Annotated in this window: 15 protein-coding genes; 11 read left to right on the top strand and 4 right to left on the bottom strand. The window is 65.8% G+C overall.

Annotation, left to right across the window (positions count from 1 at the left end; all coding sequences use genetic code 11):
- From V7116_RS18095 to V7116_RS18085, 3 genes are all read right to left on the bottom strand, one after another.
- On the bottom strand, positions 1 to 1,546 hold a 1,546-nt coding region (locus V7116_RS18095), incomplete at its 3' end, for a hypothetical protein (RefSeq protein WP_324393368.1).
- Between the two features lie 15 nt (positions 1,547 to 1,561).
- On the bottom strand, positions 1,562 to 2,329 hold the full coding sequence (locus V7116_RS18090; protein WP_324393367.1) for a polyprenol monophosphomannose synthase: 768 nt from the start codon (positions 2,327 to 2,329) through the stop codon (positions 1,562 to 1,564).
- A 111-nt stretch (positions 2,330 to 2,440) separates the two neighbouring features.
- Positions 2,441 to 3,595 carry an AZOBR_p60025 family cell surface glycopolymer formation protein gene (locus V7116_RS18085; protein WP_324393366.1) on the bottom strand — a complete coding sequence of 385 codons (1,155 nt, stop codon included), beginning with the start codon at positions 3,593 to 3,595 and terminating at the stop codon, positions 2,441 to 2,443.
- Positions 3,596 to 3,687: 92 nt separating this feature from the next.
- Here V7116_RS18085 and V7116_RS18080 point away from each other — a divergent pair, with 92 nt between their 5' ends.
- On the top strand, positions 3,688 to 5,079 hold the full coding sequence (locus V7116_RS18080; protein ID WP_324393365.1) for a hypothetical protein: 1,392 nt from the start codon (positions 3,688 to 3,690) through the stop codon (positions 5,077 to 5,079).
- A gap of 353 nt (positions 5,080 to 5,432) precedes the next feature.
- Here V7116_RS18080 and V7116_RS18075 read toward each other — a convergent pair whose 3' ends face one another.
- Positions 5,433 to 6,680, bottom strand: a complete 1,248-nt coding sequence (locus V7116_RS18075; protein ID WP_324393364.1) for a peptidoglycan DD-metalloendopeptidase family protein — start codon at positions 6,678 to 6,680, stop codon at positions 5,433 to 5,435.
- Positions 6,681 to 6,931: 251 nt separating this feature from the next.
- Between V7116_RS18075 and V7116_RS18070 the strand changes: the two genes are divergently transcribed.
- From V7116_RS18070 to aroC, 10 genes are all read left to right on the top strand, one after another.
- Entirely contained in the window at positions 6,932 to 7,915 is a 984-nt protein-coding gene (locus V7116_RS18070; RefSeq protein WP_324393363.1) for an NAD-dependent epimerase/dehydratase family protein, read from the top strand.
- A gap of 31 nt (positions 7,916 to 7,946) precedes the next feature.
- The gene (locus V7116_RS18065; protein WP_324393362.1) at positions 7,947 to 9,092 is read left to right on the top strand and encodes a site-specific DNA-methyltransferase; all 1,146 of its coding nucleotides are present in this window, start codon (positions 7,947 to 7,949) and stop codon (positions 9,090 to 9,092) included.
- Between the two features lie 340 nt (positions 9,093 to 9,432).
- Positions 9,433 to 9,831 carry a chorismate mutase gene (gene aroH / locus V7116_RS18060; protein WP_324393361.1) on the top strand — a complete coding sequence of 133 codons (399 nt, stop codon included), beginning with the start codon at positions 9,433 to 9,435 and terminating at the stop codon, positions 9,829 to 9,831.
- A 56-nt stretch (positions 9,832 to 9,887) separates the two neighbouring features.
- Positions 9,888 to 10,931, top strand: a complete 1,044-nt coding sequence (gene aroF / locus V7116_RS18055; protein ID WP_324393360.1) for a 3-deoxy-7-phosphoheptulonate synthase — start codon at positions 9,888 to 9,890, stop codon at positions 10,929 to 10,931.
- Positions 10,924 to 11,784, top strand: coding sequence for a prephenate dehydrogenase (locus tag V7116_RS18050; RefSeq protein ID WP_324393359.1), 861 nt, complete (start codon positions 10,924 to 10,926; stop codon positions 11,782 to 11,784). The genes aroF and V7116_RS18050 overlap by 8 nt, the downstream gene beginning before the upstream one ends.
- Positions 11,781 to 13,085, top strand: coding sequence for a 3-phosphoshikimate 1-carboxyvinyltransferase (gene aroA, locus V7116_RS18045; RefSeq protein WP_324393358.1), 1,305 nt, complete (start codon positions 11,781 to 11,783; stop codon positions 13,083 to 13,085). Before V7116_RS18050 ends, aroA begins: the two co-directional genes overlap by 4 nt.
- The gene (locus V7116_RS18040; protein WP_324393357.1) at positions 13,082 to 13,921 is read left to right on the top strand and encodes a shikimate dehydrogenase family protein; all 840 of its coding nucleotides are present in this window, start codon (positions 13,082 to 13,084) and stop codon (positions 13,919 to 13,921) included. The genes aroA and V7116_RS18040 overlap by 4 nt, the downstream gene beginning before the upstream one ends.
- Before the next feature lie 73 nt (positions 13,922 to 13,994).
- Complete coding sequence (locus V7116_RS18035) at positions 13,995 to 14,477, top strand: GNAT family N-acetyltransferase (protein WP_324393356.1); 483 nt, start codon at positions 13,995 to 13,997, stop codon at positions 14,475 to 14,477.
- Positions 14,478 to 14,592: 115 nt separating this feature from the next.
- On the top strand, positions 14,593 to 15,891 hold the full coding sequence (gene tyrS, locus V7116_RS18030; protein ID WP_324393355.1) for a tyrosine--tRNA ligase: 1,299 nt from the start codon (positions 14,593 to 14,595) through the stop codon (positions 15,889 to 15,891).
- A 3-nt stretch (positions 15,892 to 15,894) separates the two neighbouring features.
- Entirely contained in the window at positions 15,895 to 17,079 is a 1,185-nt protein-coding gene (aroC, locus tag V7116_RS18025; protein WP_349258546.1) for a chorismate synthase, read from the top strand.
- The last annotated feature ends 125 nt before the right edge of the window (positions 17,080 to 17,204 follow it).

Genomic DNA, 17,204 nt, shown 5'->3' with positions numbered 1-17,204 from the left:
GATACAGGTCCGCGACCTGCGGCTCGATAGTGCCGAACGCGATCCGGCTGGCCGCCAGTGCGAGCAGAATCAGCGCGCCCGCCGCCAGCAGTCCGCCGCCCGCCCACGTCGCCACGCGCCACACACGGTGATCGCGCCGGGCACAGGTCAGCGCGTCCGCGCCGTATCCGGCCAGCGCCGCCACGACGAACGTCAGCGGCCATACCCACCGGAACGGGGTATGGAGCTGGTTGGCGCTGGGGAACAGGTAATACAGGACGGCGTAGGTGGGCAGGCCGAAGGCGAAGGTCAGCGAGACGCCGCCCAGGATCGCCAGAATCGCGCGGATGGGCGGCGCGCCATCCGAATCACCGGGTAGGGGCAGTTCATGAACTGCCCCTACGGAAGACACGGGAGGCTGTTTGCGGCGTGGCGCAATTAATCCGATCGCGGCGAGGGCCATGACCAGGATGCCCATGTAGACCGCGCCCTCGACGTAATTTTTGATCCCGAAATGCGTGTTGGAGGTCGTCTCGGCGCCGCGCATCCACTGCACCGACACGCGCTCCCAGTCGAACACGTCGATGTAACTGTGGTCGGCGGGATTGCCGAACACGTCGGGCACGAAAAACGCGGCGGCGTGGCGGACGGGCAGGCCCCAACTGCGCACGTCGTCGAAACTCGCGGCGCTCTCGCGGAAGCTATGTGTCCCCAACTCGTAGAGCGGGACGAACTGCGCCGCGCCCAGCCCCATGCCCAGCGCGACCATCGCCAGCAGCGACGCTGCCGTGCTCGTCAGACGCTTCCACGCCCGGCGCGCGCGCCACCACTCCCATAGCAGGCGCGCGGCGGCGTAGTAGGCCATCACGATCAGCGTGTAGTACGTGATCTCGACGTGCCCGGCGAAGACGTTCATCATCAGCGCGACCGCGCCCACCGCGATCCACGGGATCACCGCCGGGCGCTCGCCACGCAAGGGCCGCCGCCGGACGATAAACTCGATCATCAACAGCAGCAGCGGCAGCCACGCCGCGCCCGCGATCATCATCGGGAAGACGGCGCTGATCACAAAAAACGCGCTGAGCTGGTAGGCGACCCCGGCCACCGCCGCGCCCAACCGTCCGACGCCCAATCCGCGCGCGAACAGCATCATCAGCACGCCCGCCAGCCACAACTGGCTGACGGTGAACCAGCCATAGGCCAGCCACAGCGGCAGGACGTAATAGAGCACGCTGAACGGGTACAGGGCGGAATGCTGCCCGGCGGCCAGGAACGGCGTCCCGGCGAACTGCTCCGTCTGCCACAGCGGGATCACGCCGTCGCGGATGCTCTGGCGCAGAAACGATTTCCACTGGTAGTTTTCGAGGATCAGGTCGGAGATCAGCGCGTTGTGCGGGACCTCCGGCACGCCGAGCGTCTCGCGCGCGCTGAGCCACGGCTCGTACTCGTAGAGGTTGTCGGCGGGGATCTGCGTCTTGCCGCCGAGCGTCACCGGGAAGAATAACAACAGCGGCAGGACCAACAGCCCTGCCGTGATGAGCAGCTCAGGAAACCACTTACGCAGCATCGACACCAGACGTTTTTAGTGGGCGGACACCGGCTCCGAGGCCGCGCGCATCGAGGGGGTCAGGTGGCGGTGGCGGCCCCAGACCTGCCAGACCCGCAGTGCCGCTTCGGATTGGACGCGAAAGCTCATCTTCGACCGGCCCAAACGCCGGTCCTTAAAGTGGATGGGGACCTCGACGGCGCGATAGCCGAGCTTTTCGGCCACGTAGATCGTCTCGACCTGGAACACGTAGCCGTTGGAGCGGATGCGCTTCAGGTCCATGCCGCGCAGGACGTGGGCTTTCCACAGCCGGAAGCCGCCCGTCGCGTCTTTGACCTTCGTGTGCAGGATCAGGCGCACGTAGATGCTGTTGGCCCACCAACTGAGCAGCTTGCGCCCGAAGCCCCAGTCGTCATCCAGGCTGCCGCCCTTCGCATAACGCGAGCCGAGCACGATATCTGTGCCGGTGCGCTCCAGCGTCTCGACCATCTGCGGGATGTAATCGGGATTGTGCGAGAAGTCCGAGTCCATTTGCAGCACGGCGTCCGCGCCGTGCGCCAGCGCCCAGGTGAAGCCCTCGATGTACGCCGTGCCCAGGCCGTTTTTGCCGGGGCGGTGCATGACGTCGATTTGGCCGGGATACTTCGCGGCCAGATCGTCCGCGATGCGCCCCGTGCCGTCGGGGGAATTGTCGTCGATGACCAGGATCGAAAGATCGGGCACGGGCAGCGCGCGCAGCGCCTCGATCATAGTGGGTATGTTCTCAGCTTCGTTGTACGTCGGAAGCGTGACGACGATCTTCATAGAATCCATCTCCGCAGCGGCGAGAGGCCGCAAATTCGCAGCCGCCGACTATAACGCACAGCCAGGGGTGCGGCAAAAGCGCACGGACACCGTTCACCTGACGCCGCGCGGTTATCCCGCCACGACGAACAGCAGGCAGATCAGCCACAGCGTCGAGTAGATCAGCGGGCGCTTGTGGCGGTAGCGCAGCGCGGCAAAGAGCAGGTGCGTCATCACCATCGGCACGATGAAGCGGAAGATGCCCAGATATTCGCGGTAGGTCGAAAACGGCACGAAGGCCAGCAGCGCCGCGTTGGTGAAGTGCAGATAGGCGTAGAGGTGCGCTTCTTCGCGCCGCTGCCAGAACTCGCGCAGGGTGGCCCAGATTCCCCACAGGCTCGGCAGCACGGCGACGCCAAACGCCAGCGTGCCGACGATCAGGAACACGCGGATATTTTCGGTGTCGGTGAAGATGCGCCACACGCCGTTATAGGGGACGATCTCGAACGGCGTCGCGCCGCCCCCGCCCGATCCGGCCCCGAACTCGCCCAGCCACGAATACAGGTAGATCTGCCACAGCGCGAACGGTATGCCGACCACCGCGCCCAACCGGATCGCGTCCCACCAGCGACGGTGCACGGCGTCGTAGAGCATGAATGCGGCCACGAACGGCAGCGTCGTTTCTTTGGTGAAGGCCGCCCCTAGAAATAACAGGGCTTGCAGCCAGGGCCGTGTCTTTTCCTGCTGCGTCAGCCAGATCGCGCCGATCACGAGGGCGTAGGCCAGCGGCTCGACCGTGCTGAGGCGCACCCCGATCACCGTACCGAAGAACAGGCCGTAGACCAGCGCGTACCAGCGGTTCGCTTTGAGCGCGACGAGCAGATCTTCCAGCAGGGCGACGCTGACCAGCAGCGCGATCAGGTTGGTCACGACGAACACGACCGGGATCAGGTCATTCACGCCAAACGACAGGGCGTAGCCGATCATGGGCAGCAGAATGCGCTGGTAGCGGTAGCCCGCCACGTCCATGCACCCGGCGGAGCCGCCGGGATCGCGCGCGATGTAGTAGGCGTACTGGCCGTCGTAGCCGTTTTCCGTGCCTTCGCGGCAGCCCTGCGCCAGGTCGAAGTCGCACGAGGAGTAACACGATCCGATGGTGACGAACGCTTTGACGTCGAAATCGTTGATCGCCAGGATCGTGCCCAGATACAGCAGGCAGAAGACCAGCACGACCTGCCAGGGACGCCGCAGGCGCGGCAGGCGAGAAGAAGCAGATACACGGCTCATGAAGCGGCTCACTTTTGGGATAGCGGGCGCAGCTACAGACCGCACCCATGACCAGATTTGCATTATACTCAGGCTCGTCGCAAGATAAAGTTATGTCACGACGTTTACGGATTCTCGCCCGATTCGCGCTCGCGCTGTGCCTGCTGGCAGGCGTGGCCGCGAGTCCCCTTTCCCCGATCTCCCGCACGGTGGCCCAGTCGGGCGCGCTGCCCGCGGCACATCTCGGCTACGGCGTGCACATCGGCCCGCATACCAACGTCAATCCCGCCCTGGTGGACCAGCTCGGCATGGACTGGGTGAAGGTCTACGAGCCGGGGCAGATCGCGGACTTTCCCGGTAAGCGCGTGTTGTTCCGCATGGACCTGTCGTGGCCGGGCAACTGGACCGACTTCCGCAACGACGTCACGCGCCGCGCGAACGAGCTGTCCGCGTTTGGCGTGGACGCGATCGAGGTGCACAACGAGCCGAACCTGTCGATGGAGTGGTCGAAGGGGCCGAACGCGTGGGAATATACCCAGATGCTGCGCGTGGTCTATACGCAGATCAAGGCTGTCAACCCGTCGATCATCGTCGTATCGGGCGGGCTGGCTCCCACGCTGACCACCGCCGACCGGGGCGCGGTCAGCGACATCGACTTCGCGGTGGAAATGCTCGATAACGGCGCGGCGCAGTGGTTCGACGCCTTCGGCTATCACCCCTATGGCTACAACCAGCCGCCCGAAACGGAGCCGGCGTACGACACGCTCGTGTTCCGGCGCGTGGAGTTGATCCGGCAGTTGTTCGAGGAGCGCGGCATCTACGACAAGCAGATCTGGCTGACGGAATTCGGCTGGCTGCGCGACCCGGCGGAAGACGGCGTGCAATGCTCCGACAGCGACCCGAATTTTGCGGGCTTCGCGTGGCTGCGCGTCTCCGGGCAGACGCAGGCCGATTACACCGTGCGCGCGTACCAGTGGGCGGACGAGCATTGGCCCTGGGCGGGACCGATGTTCCTGTGGAACCTGAACTGGGCGCTTTACCCGCCGGAGACGAACGCGCTGTGCAGCCACATGCGCTGGTTCAGCCTGCTGCGCGCGGACGGCTCCCCGACCGTCACGTTTCAGCGGGTGGCGAGCATGCCGCGCCGCGTCAGCGATTACGCGCCCAGCCTGGGCGTGCACGCCCAGGAGATGACCGGCGAGGCCAGCATGTTTTGCCCGATTTCGCTCCGGGTCGGCTCGTTCGAGGTGATCAACGCGGGGTATCCCGGCACGCGCTTCACCGCCGAGGTGCAGGCCGTCGCGTCACCGACCGGCCCGCCGATCGAGGTGTATCCCCCTGCTGTGCAGAGCGGCGAGACGGTCGAGGTGTACGCCAACACGACCGGGCTCGGCCCCGGCCAGTACCTCGTTTACATCAACGTGACGGCGAGCATCAATGGCGATCTCGTGTCGCAGATGGTGCAGGGCAGCGTGGTGATCAACGACGTGCAGGGGCCGTGCTGAGGGACTGGGGATTGGGGAACAGGGATCAGGGGAAAAAAGCAGGAAAGAGCACCTCACCCCCGGCCCCTCTCCAATCAAGTTGGAGAGGGGAGCAAACTCCGCTCAACAGGGTTCTGTAGGGGCGGGGCGTATCGCAATACGTGCCTACGGGACGTGGTTGTGGGCGCGTGGGGCAATTCGTGAATTGCCCCTACGAGGATGCGGGACAGGTGCGTGTTGGCGAAAAAAAAGGGGCGTATCGCAATACGCCCCTACAAGATCGTGCTGATGTTGCCCCCACATCTTCCCAATCCGGCGGAGAGCGAAAACGTTTTTTCCGGCTAACCGCTAACGGCTAATTGCTAACCGCTATCCTAGAAGCTCTGGTAGCTCCAGGGGCTGGTGGGGCGACCGCTGCCGTCGCGGATCTCGAAGTGCAGGTGCGGCCCGCTGGACCGGCCCGTGCTGCCCGTGACGGCGATGTTCTGGCCCGCCGTGACGACTTCGCCGCAGCTCACGAACGCGCCGTTGAGGTGGCCGTACAGCGTCAGCGTGCCGCCGTGCGCGATCACGACCGTGTAGCCGTACCCCCAGGTGCTCCACCCGCTGAAGATGACCGTGCCGCCGCCCGCCGCGAAGACCGGCGTGCCTGCCGGAACGGCCAGGTCGATGCCGCCGTGCACCCACGTGAAGTCCTGCGTGATGCGGTAGCTGCGGTAGATCGGCGCGCCGACCGGCAGCGTGCCGCCGTAGACGGCCTGCCGTCCGCACGAGCCGGGATCGCCCGCTGCGAACGACGCGAAGCCCTGCGCGAGCGTCACGCCGCCCGTCCCGCCGCTGCTGGACCCACTCGTTTCCTGCACGATGCCGGGGTCCCAGTACACCGGCTCCTGCGAGCCGATCCCGCCCGGAATGATGAGCCGCAGCCCGGCGGGCAGCACCATGTCCGGCGTCGCGCCGAACAGATTGTTAAACTCTGAATCGATGATGTCGTAGGGGGCGACCTGGAACTCCTCCGCGAGATCCGAAATGGTTTCCGGGTCGGTGACGGTGTAGTACACGCCGTCCACGGGCAGGATGTTCAGCTCCATGCCCACGCTCATCGCGTTGACGTAAAAGCGGTCGTTGGACCAGATGATCGTGGACTGCTGAATGCCGAAGTGATCCGCGATGATTTGCAGCGTGTCGCCGGACTGCACTTCGTAGGTCGTGATGTCGCTGCGCGAGCGCGCAGGCAGGATCGTCAGCGCGTCGACTTCGCGATCCACGACGCCGTCGCCGGAGGCGTTGACCACGGGATTATCGAGCGCCGCCGCGATCACGTCTGGCTCGGCGGTGGGGCGCACCCAATCGACCGGGGCAGGCGTGGCGGTGATGACCACCGTAGGATAGGCGGTCGGATACTGGACGGATTCGATGCCGAGTGGGGCGACGGTTGGGCGTTCGTTCGAGGGGAGCGGCGGTGTTTCTTCCTCTTCCGGCTGTGTGAAGAATAACCGTCCGGCGAACAGGACCAGCGCCATCGCGCCGAGAATCATGACGCCGCTGGCGACACCCCGCATCCAGCGGGAGCGCTGAGGACGTCCTAATGATTGAGAGGAACCATGTTCCACTTCACCCACGTCACCACTCCTTCACCCCCCAACTTTTTACGATACGCACGGTTGATCGGCGCGGAATACTACCGCGCTCAAAGGCTTTTGGCAATTCCCGGCGCGTTCGTGCCCACGGCGGGCCTGGGCGCGCATGAATCGCGTGCGGTATACTCGCAGTAGTGGCGCTGCCGGTGGTGGACGACCGGCGCGCCCCTTGACTCGCATCCGGCAGCAGGCCGATCCCGCGTGACTCAGGCGGGCGGCCAGGAGAAGCGGCTATGGTGAAAGCGCTCGTCACGGGAGGAACCGGGTTTGTCGGCTCTCACATCGCGCACGCGCTGGCGCGGCACGGTTACAGCGTGCGCGTGCTGCACCGCCGCACCAGCCGCCTGGAGCTGATCGAGGATCTCGACTGCGAGCACGCCCTGGGCGACGTGATGGATTACCAGTCGCTGCTGGACGCGATGCAGGACGTGGAGTGGGTGTTCCATACGGCGGCGGTGGCGGATTACTGGCGCAGCGACCCGGCGCGCATCTACGAGATCAACGTGGACGGTACGGCGAACGTGCTGCGCGCGGCGGAAGCATCCGGCGTGCGGCGCGTGATCGTCACCAGCAGCGCGGCGGCGATCGGCTATACGCACGGGCTGAAGCCGATCGATGAATCGGTGCGCTTCAATTATGACCAGCATCTGACGCCCTACGGCCACAGCAAATTTCTGGCCGAGGCGGAAGTCTTCCGCGCCATTCGCCGGGGCCTGGACTGCGTGATTCTCAATCCCACGGTGATCATCGGGCCGGGCGACCTGAACCAGATTTCCAGCAGCGTCGTGATCGAGATGGCGCGCGGGCACGTCCCGCCGACCATGCCGCCCGGCGGCACGACGCTGATCGACGTGCGCGATGTGGCCGAGGCGCACATCGCGGCGGCGGAACGCGGGCGCACCGGGGAACGGTATATCCTCGGCGCGGTCGATCTGACGCACAAAGCCTGGACCCGCCTGACGGCGGACGTCATGGGCCGCCGCGCGTTCGCCGTGACGCTGCCGACACCGGTGCTGTATCTCGCCGCCACCGTAACCGATGTGCTGCGCAAGCTGGGCGTGAATCTGCCCGCCGAAGGCAACCAGCTCCGGCTCGGCACGCGCATGATGTACTTCAACGCGGAAAAGTCGTGGCGCGAGCTGGGCGAGCCGCGCATCTCGATCCGGCAGAGCTTGCAGGACACCTACGACTGGTACAAGGCGCACGGCGACATTTAGCCCGACCGAGAGGCGGATCACACACAGGCTCATGACATCGCACCCCGACCTCCCGCTTGATCAGATCCTTCACGGCGACTGCCTCGACGTGCTGGCGTCCTTCCCTGACAAATCGGTGGACCTGATCTTCGCCGATCCGCCCTATAACCTCCAGCTTCAGCGCGAGCTGTGGCGGCCCAACATGACGAAGGTCGATGCGGTGGACGCCGACTGGGACCAGTTCAACAGCTTCGCGGAATACGACGCTTTCACGCGCGAATGGCTGCGCGCTTGCCAGCGCGTGCTGAAAGACACCGGCACGATCTGGGTGATCGGCACGTATCACAACATCTTCCGCGTGGGCGCGATCCTGATGGACCTGGGCTACTGGATTCTGAACCAGGTGGTGTGGGTCAAGACCAACCCCACGCCCAACTTCCGGGGGGTGCGCTTCACCAACGCACACGAAACACTGCTCTGGGCGCAAAAACAGAAAGGCGCGCGCTACACGTTCAATTACCACGCGATGAAGGCGCTCAACGACGACTTGCAGATGCGCAGCGACTGGTGGCTGCCGACCTGCGTCGGGCCGGAGCGCATCAAGCTCGACGGCAAGCGCGCGCATCCGACGCAGAAGCCGGAAGCGCTGCTGTACCGCGTGGTGCTGTCCAGCTCGCGCCCCGGCGACGTGATCCTCGATCCGTTCTTCGGGACGGGGACCACGGGCGCGGTCGCCAAAAAACTGCACCGCCGCTGGATCGGGATCGAGAAGGACGGCGAGTATGTGCGGCTTGCACAAGAACGCCTCGACGCGGTCGAGCCGTTCCCGCAGCCGGACGTGATTTTCGCCTCGCCGGAGCGCCGCCAGCGCCCGCGCATCGCGTTTGGCACGCTGTTGGAACGCGGCCTGCTCGCCCCCGGCCAGACACTGACGTTCGGCAAGCACAGCCCCATCCGCGCCACGATCCTCGCCAGCGGCCACCTGCAGTGCGGCGAGCTGTCCGGCTCGATTCACAAGGTCGGGCGCATCCTCAAGCAGGGGTCGTGCAACGGCTGGACGCACTGGTTCTACGACGATCCCGCCACGGGCGAGCGGCTGCCCATCGATGCGCTGCGCGACGTCGTGCGGAAGCAGGACGATCTGTCCTATGCTGGCCGTTTCGAGGACGACGAGACGCCGCTCGACGAGCCGGTTTAAGCGGCTCCTCGTCATTTTGTACGAACTTCTTCCGGCTTATTGACACTGCCTCCCGTCCTGTGCTACTCTGAACAGCAATCGGGAGAAAAAACAGCAATGTCTCAGATGTCCAAGCCCATCGCCAACCTCAACACCCCCCCGAACGCGGAAGCGTCGGGTTGGTTTGGCTACTTCTATTTCTATTTTTATGGGCGCCATACTGGAGATCCGAGCTTGCCTGCTGGCGAAAGCAACTAACCCGACCCGAAACGAATAAGGGAAAGGGCGCTGAGAAGACAAGCTCAGCGCCCTTTTTGTTTCCATTCCGGGCGAAGGTCCGGGCGTCTTGAAGGAGAACACCGTGAGTCCAACCAAATTAGCCGCTTCTTACTCCTGCCGTGGCGTACGCGGAGCCATCACCGTCGAGGTCAACACGGCGGACGCGATCCTCAGCGCCACGCGTGAACTGCTCGAAGCGATGGTCGACGCCAACGAGATCGACGTGGACGACATCGGCAGCGTGTTCTTCTCCACGACGACCGACCTCAACGCCGAATTCCCGGCGGTAGCGGCCCGGCAGATGGGCTGGATGGACGCGCCGATCCTGTGCTCGCACGAGATGGCCGTGCCGCACAGCCTGCCGATGGTCGTGCGGGTGCTGATCATGTGGAACACGCCGCGTTCGGCGCGCGAGATCAAACACGTTTACCTGCGGGACGCATGGCAACTGCGGCCCGATAGAGCCAACACTGTTTCGTAATATCCCTGTCCTGGCAGAAAACACCACCGGCGCACACCGGCACACGGAGGAACACCATGATCGTCGTTATGTCCACCACCGCAACTGCCCGCGATATCTCCGAAGTCATCGCCCGCATCCGTTCGATTGGCTACGAAGTGCACCTGTCCGAAGGCAAAGAGCGCACCATCATCGGCGTGATCGGGCGCGGGCGTCCGCTGGACCGCGAGCAGTTGGGACTGCTGCCCGGCGTGCAGGACGTGGTGCCGGTTAGCCACCCGTATAAGATCGCCAGCCGCGAATATCACCCCGACGACACGCTGATCCCGCTGAACGGGATCGAAGTCGGCGGCCCGAATCTGGCGATCATCGCCGGTCCGTGCGCGGTCGAAAGCCGCGAGCAAATCATCGAGACGGCCTATGCCGTCAAGGAAGCGGGCGCGACGGCGCTGCGCGGTGGCGCCTTCAAGCCGCGCACCTCGCCCTACAGTTTCCAGGGGCTGGGCGAAGAAGGCCTGCGCTATCTGGCCGAAGCGCGCGAGCAAACCGGCCTGCCGGTCGTGACGGAAGTCATGGAACCGGCCACGGTGCAGGTCTGCTGTGACTACGCCGACGTGCTGCAAATCGGCGCGCGCAACATGCAAAACTACGCGCTGCTGCACGCCGTGGGCGAAAGCCAACATCCCGTGCTGCTCAAGCGCGGCATGAGCAGCACCATCGAGGAACTGCTGATGGCAGCGGAATACATCCTCAGCCATGGCAACATGCGCGTCATGCTGTGCGAGCGCGGCATCCGCACCTTCGAGACGGCCACGCGTAATACGTTCGACCTGAACGCGATCCCGGTGCTCAAGCAGGCGTCGCACCTGCCGGTCATCGCGGACCCCAGCCACGCGCTCGGCAAGTGGGAATACGTCGAAAGCGTGTCGATGGGCGCGATCGCGGCGGGCGCGGACGGGCTGATCCTGGAAGTGCACATGGATCCCGACCACGCCGAATCGGACGGGCGGCAGTCGCTCAAGCCGGAACGGTTCGCCGCGCTGGTGAGCAAGATCACGCAGCTGGCACCCATCGTGGGCCGTAAGGTGACCACGCACTCTCCGGCGGCGCAGCATGGATAAGACTCCCGGCGGCTTTACCGTTCACGTCGTCGGCCTGGGGCTGATGGGCGGATCGCTGGCGATGGCCCTGCGCGACACATGCGGGCACATCACCGCCGACGACGTGAATCCCAACGTTCTGCGCGCCGCCCAGGCGCAGGGCGTGATCGACGGTATTGGACTGGACGGCGGCGCGGACGTGGTCGTGCTGGCGATCCCGGCGGACCGGCTGGTGAGCCTGATCCCCCGGATCGAGATCCCGGCGGGCACGCTGGTGATCGACCTGGGCAGCACCAAGACGCGCATTTGTAAGCAGCTCGACCGCCTGCCGGACGGCGTGCTGGCGGTCGGCGGGCACCCGATGTGCGGGCTGGCGGAAAACGGCTACGCGAACGCGATTCCGACGCTGTACCGGGGGGCACGCTTTGTGCTGTGCGAGACGGCGCGCACCACGGACGCCGCGCGCAGCCTGGCCGAACGGCTGGCCTGCGCGGTGGGCGCGGTCCCGCTGTGGATGGACCGCGAGCAGCACGACTACCTGACGGCGCTCACGAGCCACCTGCCGCACCTGCTCAGCTTCGCGCTGATGCGGCTGGCGATGGACGTCGCGGACGAAGATCCGGCGCTGTACGATCTGGCGGCGGGCGGTTTCGACGGCGCGACGCGGCTGGCGCGCACCAACGCGGACATGATCACGGGGATGTTCAGCACCAATGCGGATCAACTGCGCCGCCTGCTGCCCCGGCTGCGCGGGGAACTGGAACACCTGGAAGGGCTGCTGGACGACGTGCCCGGCTTGCAGGAGGACCTGGGCGAGATCGTCCAGGCGCGGCGGGCGTATACCGCCTCTCACGGGGAGCGACCGATCTCATGATTACGGCAGACATCACGGCCCACGTCGGGCCCGGCGGCGCACTGAGCGGCACGATCCGCGTGCCGGGCGACAAGTCGATTTCGCACCGGGCGCTGATCCTGGGCGCGCTGGGAGACGGCGTGACACAGGTGCGCGGCTTCCTTCCGGCGGGCGATACGCTGGCGACGCTGCGCGCGATGCGGGCGCTGGGCGTGACCGTCGAGCAGCACGATGCGGCCACGCTGACGGTGCACGGGCGCGGGCTGCACGGCCTCGTGCCGCCGGACGGCCCGATCGACTGCGTGAACGCCGGGACGTTGATCCGGCTGCTGGTGGGCGTGATGGCGGGCCAACCGTTCCCGTCCGTGCTGGACGGCAGCGAGCAGTTACGCCGCCGCCCCATGCGCCGGGTGACCGATCCGCTGCGACAAATGGGCGCGCAGATCGAAGACACCGATGGTAAAGCCCCCCTGCACATTTCTCCCGCTTCACTCCACTCCTTCACCTACCCAATGCCCGTCGCCAGTGCCCAGGTCAAAAGCTGCGTGCTGCTGGCCGGATTGTTCGCGGACGGCCCCGTGACCGTGATCGAGCCGGGTCCGGCGCGCGACCACACCGAGCGCATGCTGCGCAGCGTCGGCGCGAACGTGACGGTCGAGGGGCCGCGCGTGACGGTGACGCCCCGCAGTACACTCGCGCCGCTGGATCTGACCATCCCCGGCGATATGTCGTCCGCCGCGTTCCCGCTGGTGGCGGCGCTGCTGGCCGCCGGAGACGCCGTGCGGATCGAAAACGTGGGCGTGAATCCGACGCGCACCGGCATCGTGGACATTTTGCGCTTGATGGGCGCGGAGATCGAGCTGGTCAACGAGCGCGACGAAGCGGGCGAGCCGGTCGCGGATCTGGTCGTGCGGCGCGCGGCGCTGCGGGGCGCTGCAATCGGCGGGGATTTGATCGTGCGCGCGATCGACGAGTTCCCGGCGCTGATGGTTGCCGCGACGCAGGCCGAGGGCGAGACGCTGGTTACCGGGGCGCAGGAGCTGCGCGTCAAAGAGACGGATCGCATCGCGGTCATGGCGGCGGAGCTGCGCAAGCTGGGCGCGGAGATCGAAGAACGCCCGGACGGGTTCCGCGTCGTGGGACCGCAAAAGCTGCGCGGCGCGACGGCGCACGGCCACGACGATCACCGCGTGGCGATGTCGCTCGTGGTGGCCGGGCTGGTCGCGGAGGGGGAAACGGTCGTCGACGACGCCCGCTGCATGGACGACTCCTTCCCCGGCTTCGTGGAGACGCTGCGGGCATTGGGAGCGGACGTGTCATGACGGAACAGGTCGGGCTGTTGGGCTGGCCCGTTGCGCACAGCATTTCTCCGGCGCTGCACAACGCCGCGTTCGAGGCGTTGGGCCTGGATTGGCACTATGTGCTGATTCCCGCCGCGCCGGACGAACTGCACGAAACGATCGCGCGGCACGTCGCGGACGGGTGGCGCGGCTTCAACGTCACGATCCCGCACAAGCAGGCGATCATGGATCACCCGCTGGTGCGCGCGATCAGCCCGGCGGCGCAGGTCATCGGTGCAGGGAATACACTGGTGGTCGGGTCGGACGGATCGCTGACGGTCGATAACACCGACTGGGCCGGGTTCCTGGCCGACCTGCATGCACACGAGATCGACCCGGCAGGGCGCACCTGCGTGATCCTGGGCACGGGCGGCAGTGCAAAGGGCGTGCGCTACGCGCTGGAACAGGCGGGCGCGGCGCAGGTGACGCAGATCAGCCGGAGTCCGGGCGACCGGGCGGATGTGGTGGGGTACAATGAGCTCCCCCGGCTGGCACAGCCCGGCGCGCTGATCGTCAACTGCACGCCATTGGGCATGTGGCCGGAGATCGACCGCTCGCCCTGGCCGGACGACGTGTCCATTTCGCCGGACCTTGTGCTGTACGATCTGGTTTATAATCCGTCCCTGACGCGGCTGATGCGGGAAATCCGCGTCGCCGGGGGACGCGCCGTTGGTGGGTTGGGGATGCTGGTGCAGCAGGGCGCGCTGGCGCAGGTCCAGTGGACCGGGATCACGCCGCCCGTGGACGTGATGGCCGCCGCCGCCCGCGCCGCAATGGGAATGCATTCCGCGCGGCAGCGGTCGCGCCTGCCGATGTAGCGCCCATCAGGAAAGCTATCAAACACTGAAATTCTGCTGTCGTCTCTTCGACAGCTGAGACCACGAGCAGCACATGGATATGACAAGCATCCGAGTCGCCCGGCGCGATGATTACAAGGGGCTGTGTCCCGTTATAAGGGAGTTGGACGCTTTTCACGCCGGCGCGCTCCCACATTTCTTTCGTCCCTTTGATGAACCGGCGCGGCCTCTGGAGTGGTTCATCGACATGCTGGAAAACCCGGAATCGCTGCTGCTCGTTGCCGAACATGACGGCGTGATTGCCGGCTTCCTGTCGGCGCTGGTGCGGAACAGCCCCGATTTGCCCATGTTTGTGCCGCGCCGCTGGTTGGTCGTGGATAATGTGGCGGTGCTGAATGCATACCGGCGGATGGGCATCGGGCAGGCACTGATGCATCAGGTCCACGCGTGGGCACGCGAACAGGGCCTTGCAGAGATCGAACTGTCGGTATGGGAATTCAACGAGGATGCAATCGCGTTTTACGAGAAGTTAGGCTACACGACGATCGTAAGGCGGCTCTGGAAGGGGATCGAGTAGTACGCTGCATCCCAACATACCCGGATGCACAGTCCCTAATCCCTTGTCAATCCCGCGCAGAAACGCGCGTCAGGTACGTTTTTCGTTCAACCACGCTTGAGGAGCTTGAGCACTAATGGAAGTCAAGATCGCGGAAAACCTCGTCGAAGAGCTGCGCTGGCGCGGCCTGTTAAAAGACATGACCGAAGGCGCGGAAGAAGCGCTCGCCAAACAGAAGGTGACCGGCTACATCGGCTTCGATCCGACCGCCGACAGCCTGCACGTTGGCTCGCTGCTGCCGATCATGGTGTTGGTGCACCTCCAGCGCCACGGCCACAGCCCGATCGCGCTGGCGGGCGGCGGCACGGGGCTGATTGGCGATCCCAGCGGCAAGACCAAGGAGCGCCAGCTGCTCACCGAGGACCAGCTTCAGCACAACGTGGAGGGCATCAAGGCCCAGTTGACGCACTTCCTCGACTTCGAGCGGCCCGAAAACCCGGCGCGGCTGGTCAACAACGCCGACTGGTTGCGCCCAATAAACCTGCTCGACTTCCTGCGCGACACGGGCAAGCACTTCACCGTCAACTACATGCTAGCGAAGGATTCAGTCCGCACCCGGCTGGAAAGCGAAGAGGGCATCTCGTTCACCGAGTTCAGCTACATGCTGCTGCAATCGTACGACTTTTTGCAGTTGTACGAGCGCTACGGCTGCACGCTGCAAATGGGCGGCAGCGACCAGTGGGGCAACATCACGGCGGGGATCATGCTCATCCGCAAGGTGGCCGACGCCCAGGCACACGGCGCGGTCGTGCCGCTGGTAACGACCAGTGCGGGGACCAAGTTCGGCAAGACGGAAGCCGGGACGGTCTGGCTCGACTCGAAGCGCACCTCGCCGTACCGCTTCTACCAGTTCTGGCTGAACACGACCGACGACGACGCGATCCGGTACCTGAAGTACTTCACGCTGCTCAGCCGCGAGGAGATCGCGGAATACGAGCACGCCGTCGAGACCGAGCCGCATCTGCGCGCGGCGCAGACCCGGCTGGCGGAAGAAGTCACGCGCGCGGTACACGGCGAGGATGGGTTGGCCCGCGCCCAGGCCGCGACGGAGGTGCTGTTCGGCAACCGCGAGCTGGACGGCATGAGCGCCGACGATCTGGTGGATATCTTCGCGGAGGTGCCGTCGTGTGCCGTGCCGCGCGCCGACCTGGAGGGCGAGGGTCTCAGCGTGGTGGATCTGGGCGTGACGTGCGGCCTGGACCGCTCCAAAAAGCAGGTACGCAACCTGATCGAGAGCGGCGGCCTGTACATGAACAATCACCGCGTGGACAGCACCGACCAGATGTGCACGCTGGCGGATGCCATCGAAGGGCGCGTGATCGTGCTGCGCAAGGGGCGCAAGCAGTACTCGCTGGTGCGCGTGGAGGAAGCCTAAGTGCTGCGTTTTCTGACCGCCGGAGAGAGTCACGGTCCGCTGCTGACGGCCATTCTGGACGGCATGCCCGCCGGACTGCCGCTTGCGCCGGATGACCTGAACCGCGAGATGGCGCGTCGCCAGCAGGGCTATGGCAGCGGCGGGCGCATGCAGATCGAGCGGGACCGCGCCCAGGTGACAGGCGGCGTGATGAACGGCCAGACCACCGGCGGACCGATCGGCATCGTGGTCGAAAACCGCGACTGGAAAAATTGGGCCGAGAAGGACATCACGCCCATGACCACGCCGCGACCCGGTCACGCCGACCTGACCGGCGCGATCAAGTACGGCTACCGCGACCTGCGCCTGAGCCTGGAACGCGCCAGCGCCCGCGAAACGGCGGCGCGCGTGGCGGTCGGCGCGGTATGCAAGCGGCTGCTGGCCGAGTTCGGGATCGTCGTGGGCGGCTACGTGACCGAGATCGCGGGCGAAGTCGCGGATCTTTCCGGCGACGCCCCCGATTATCTGGCGCGTTTCGAGGCGGCGGAAGCCTCCGAGGTGCGCTGCCCCGATCCGGCGGCGTCCGAACGCATCCAGGCCGCCATCCGGCAGGCCAAGATCGATAAGGATACGCTGGGCGGCGTGGTGGAAGTCGTCGCGCTGAATCTGCCGCCCGGCCTGGGCACGCACGTCCAGCACGACCGGCGGCTGACCGCCCGCTTGGCGGCGGCGGCGTGCAGCGTGCAGAGCATCAAGGGCGTGGAGATCGGCCCGGCGTTCGAGAACGCGAAACGTCCCGGCACGCAGGTGCACGATCGCATCGTGCCCGGCGAGGACGGCATGCTGGCGCGCACGTCGAACCGCTCCGGCGGATTGGAAGGCGGCATGACGACCGGTGCGCCGCTGGTGGTTCGCGCGGCGATGAAGCCGATCAGCACAACGCTCACGCCGCTGGATACGGTGAATCTTGCCACCGGGGAACCGGATCACACCGTGTACGAGCGCAGCGACTTCTGCGCGACGCCGCGCGCCGTGCCCGTGCTGGAAGCAGTGATCGCGTTCGTGCTGGCCGACGAGCTGATGATCAAGCTCGGCGGCGACAGCCTGGACGAAATCCGCCCGCGTTTCGAGGCGCTGCGCCAGGGCCGCGTGGACGACCTGCCGATGGACAACGTCCCGTGGCGGTTCGGCTACGATGCGTGGATGTGAGGCAGGACGGGGATTTTCGTAGGGGCGTGTCGCAATACGCCCCTACCGTCAGGCGGGATCAGTGAGCGGGGCAATTCGTGAATTGCCCCTACGCCCCCCCCCCCCCCCCCCCCCCCCCCCCCCCC

It is taken from the genome of Aggregatilinea sp. (assembly GCF_036822615.1).
In the GTDB taxonomy this organism is placed as follows: domain Bacteria; phylum Chloroflexota; class Anaerolineae; order Aggregatilineales; family Aggregatilineaceae; genus Aggregatilinea.
This window is presented reverse-complemented; position numbering and strand designations above follow the sequence as displayed.

What these genes read in the sequence shown, in the direction of transcription:
- V7116_RS18090 (WP_324393367.1), bottom strand. Translation starts at nt 2,329, where the DNA reads ATGAAGATCGTCGTCACGCTTCCGACGTACAACGAAGCTGAGAACATA.
- V7116_RS18085 (WP_324393366.1), bottom strand. Translation starts at nt 3,595, where the DNA reads ATGAGCCGTGTATCTGCTTCTTCTCGCCTGCCGCGCCTGCGGCGTCCC.
- V7116_RS18080 (WP_324393365.1), top strand. Translation starts at nt 3,688, where the DNA reads ATGTCACGACGTTTACGGATTCTCGCCCGATTCGCGCTCGCGCTGTGC.
- V7116_RS18070 (WP_324393363.1), top strand. Translation starts at nt 6,932, where the DNA reads ATGGTGAAAGCGCTCGTCACGGGAGGAACCGGGTTTGTCGGCTCTCAC.
- V7116_RS18065 (WP_324393362.1), top strand. Translation starts at nt 7,947, where the DNA reads ATGACATCGCACCCCGACCTCCCGCTTGATCAGATCCTTCACGGCGAC.
- aroF (WP_324393360.1), top strand. Translation starts at nt 9,888, where the DNA reads ATGATCGTCGTTATGTCCACCACCGCAACTGCCCGCGATATCTCCGAA.
- V7116_RS18050 (WP_324393359.1), top strand. Translation starts at nt 10,924, where the DNA reads ATGGATAAGACTCCCGGCGGCTTTACCGTTCACGTCGTCGGCCTGGGG.
- aroA (WP_324393358.1), top strand. Translation starts at nt 11,781, where the DNA reads ATGATTACGGCAGACATCACGGCCCACGTCGGGCCCGGCGGCGCACTG.
- V7116_RS18040 (WP_324393357.1), top strand. Translation starts at nt 13,082, where the DNA reads ATGACGGAACAGGTCGGGCTGTTGGGCTGGCCCGTTGCGCACAGCATT.
- V7116_RS18035 (WP_324393356.1), top strand. Translation starts at nt 13,995, where the DNA reads ATGGATATGACAAGCATCCGAGTCGCCCGGCGCGATGATTACAAGGGG.
- tyrS (WP_324393355.1), top strand. Translation starts at nt 14,593, where the DNA reads ATGGAAGTCAAGATCGCGGAAAACCTCGTCGAAGAGCTGCGCTGGCGC.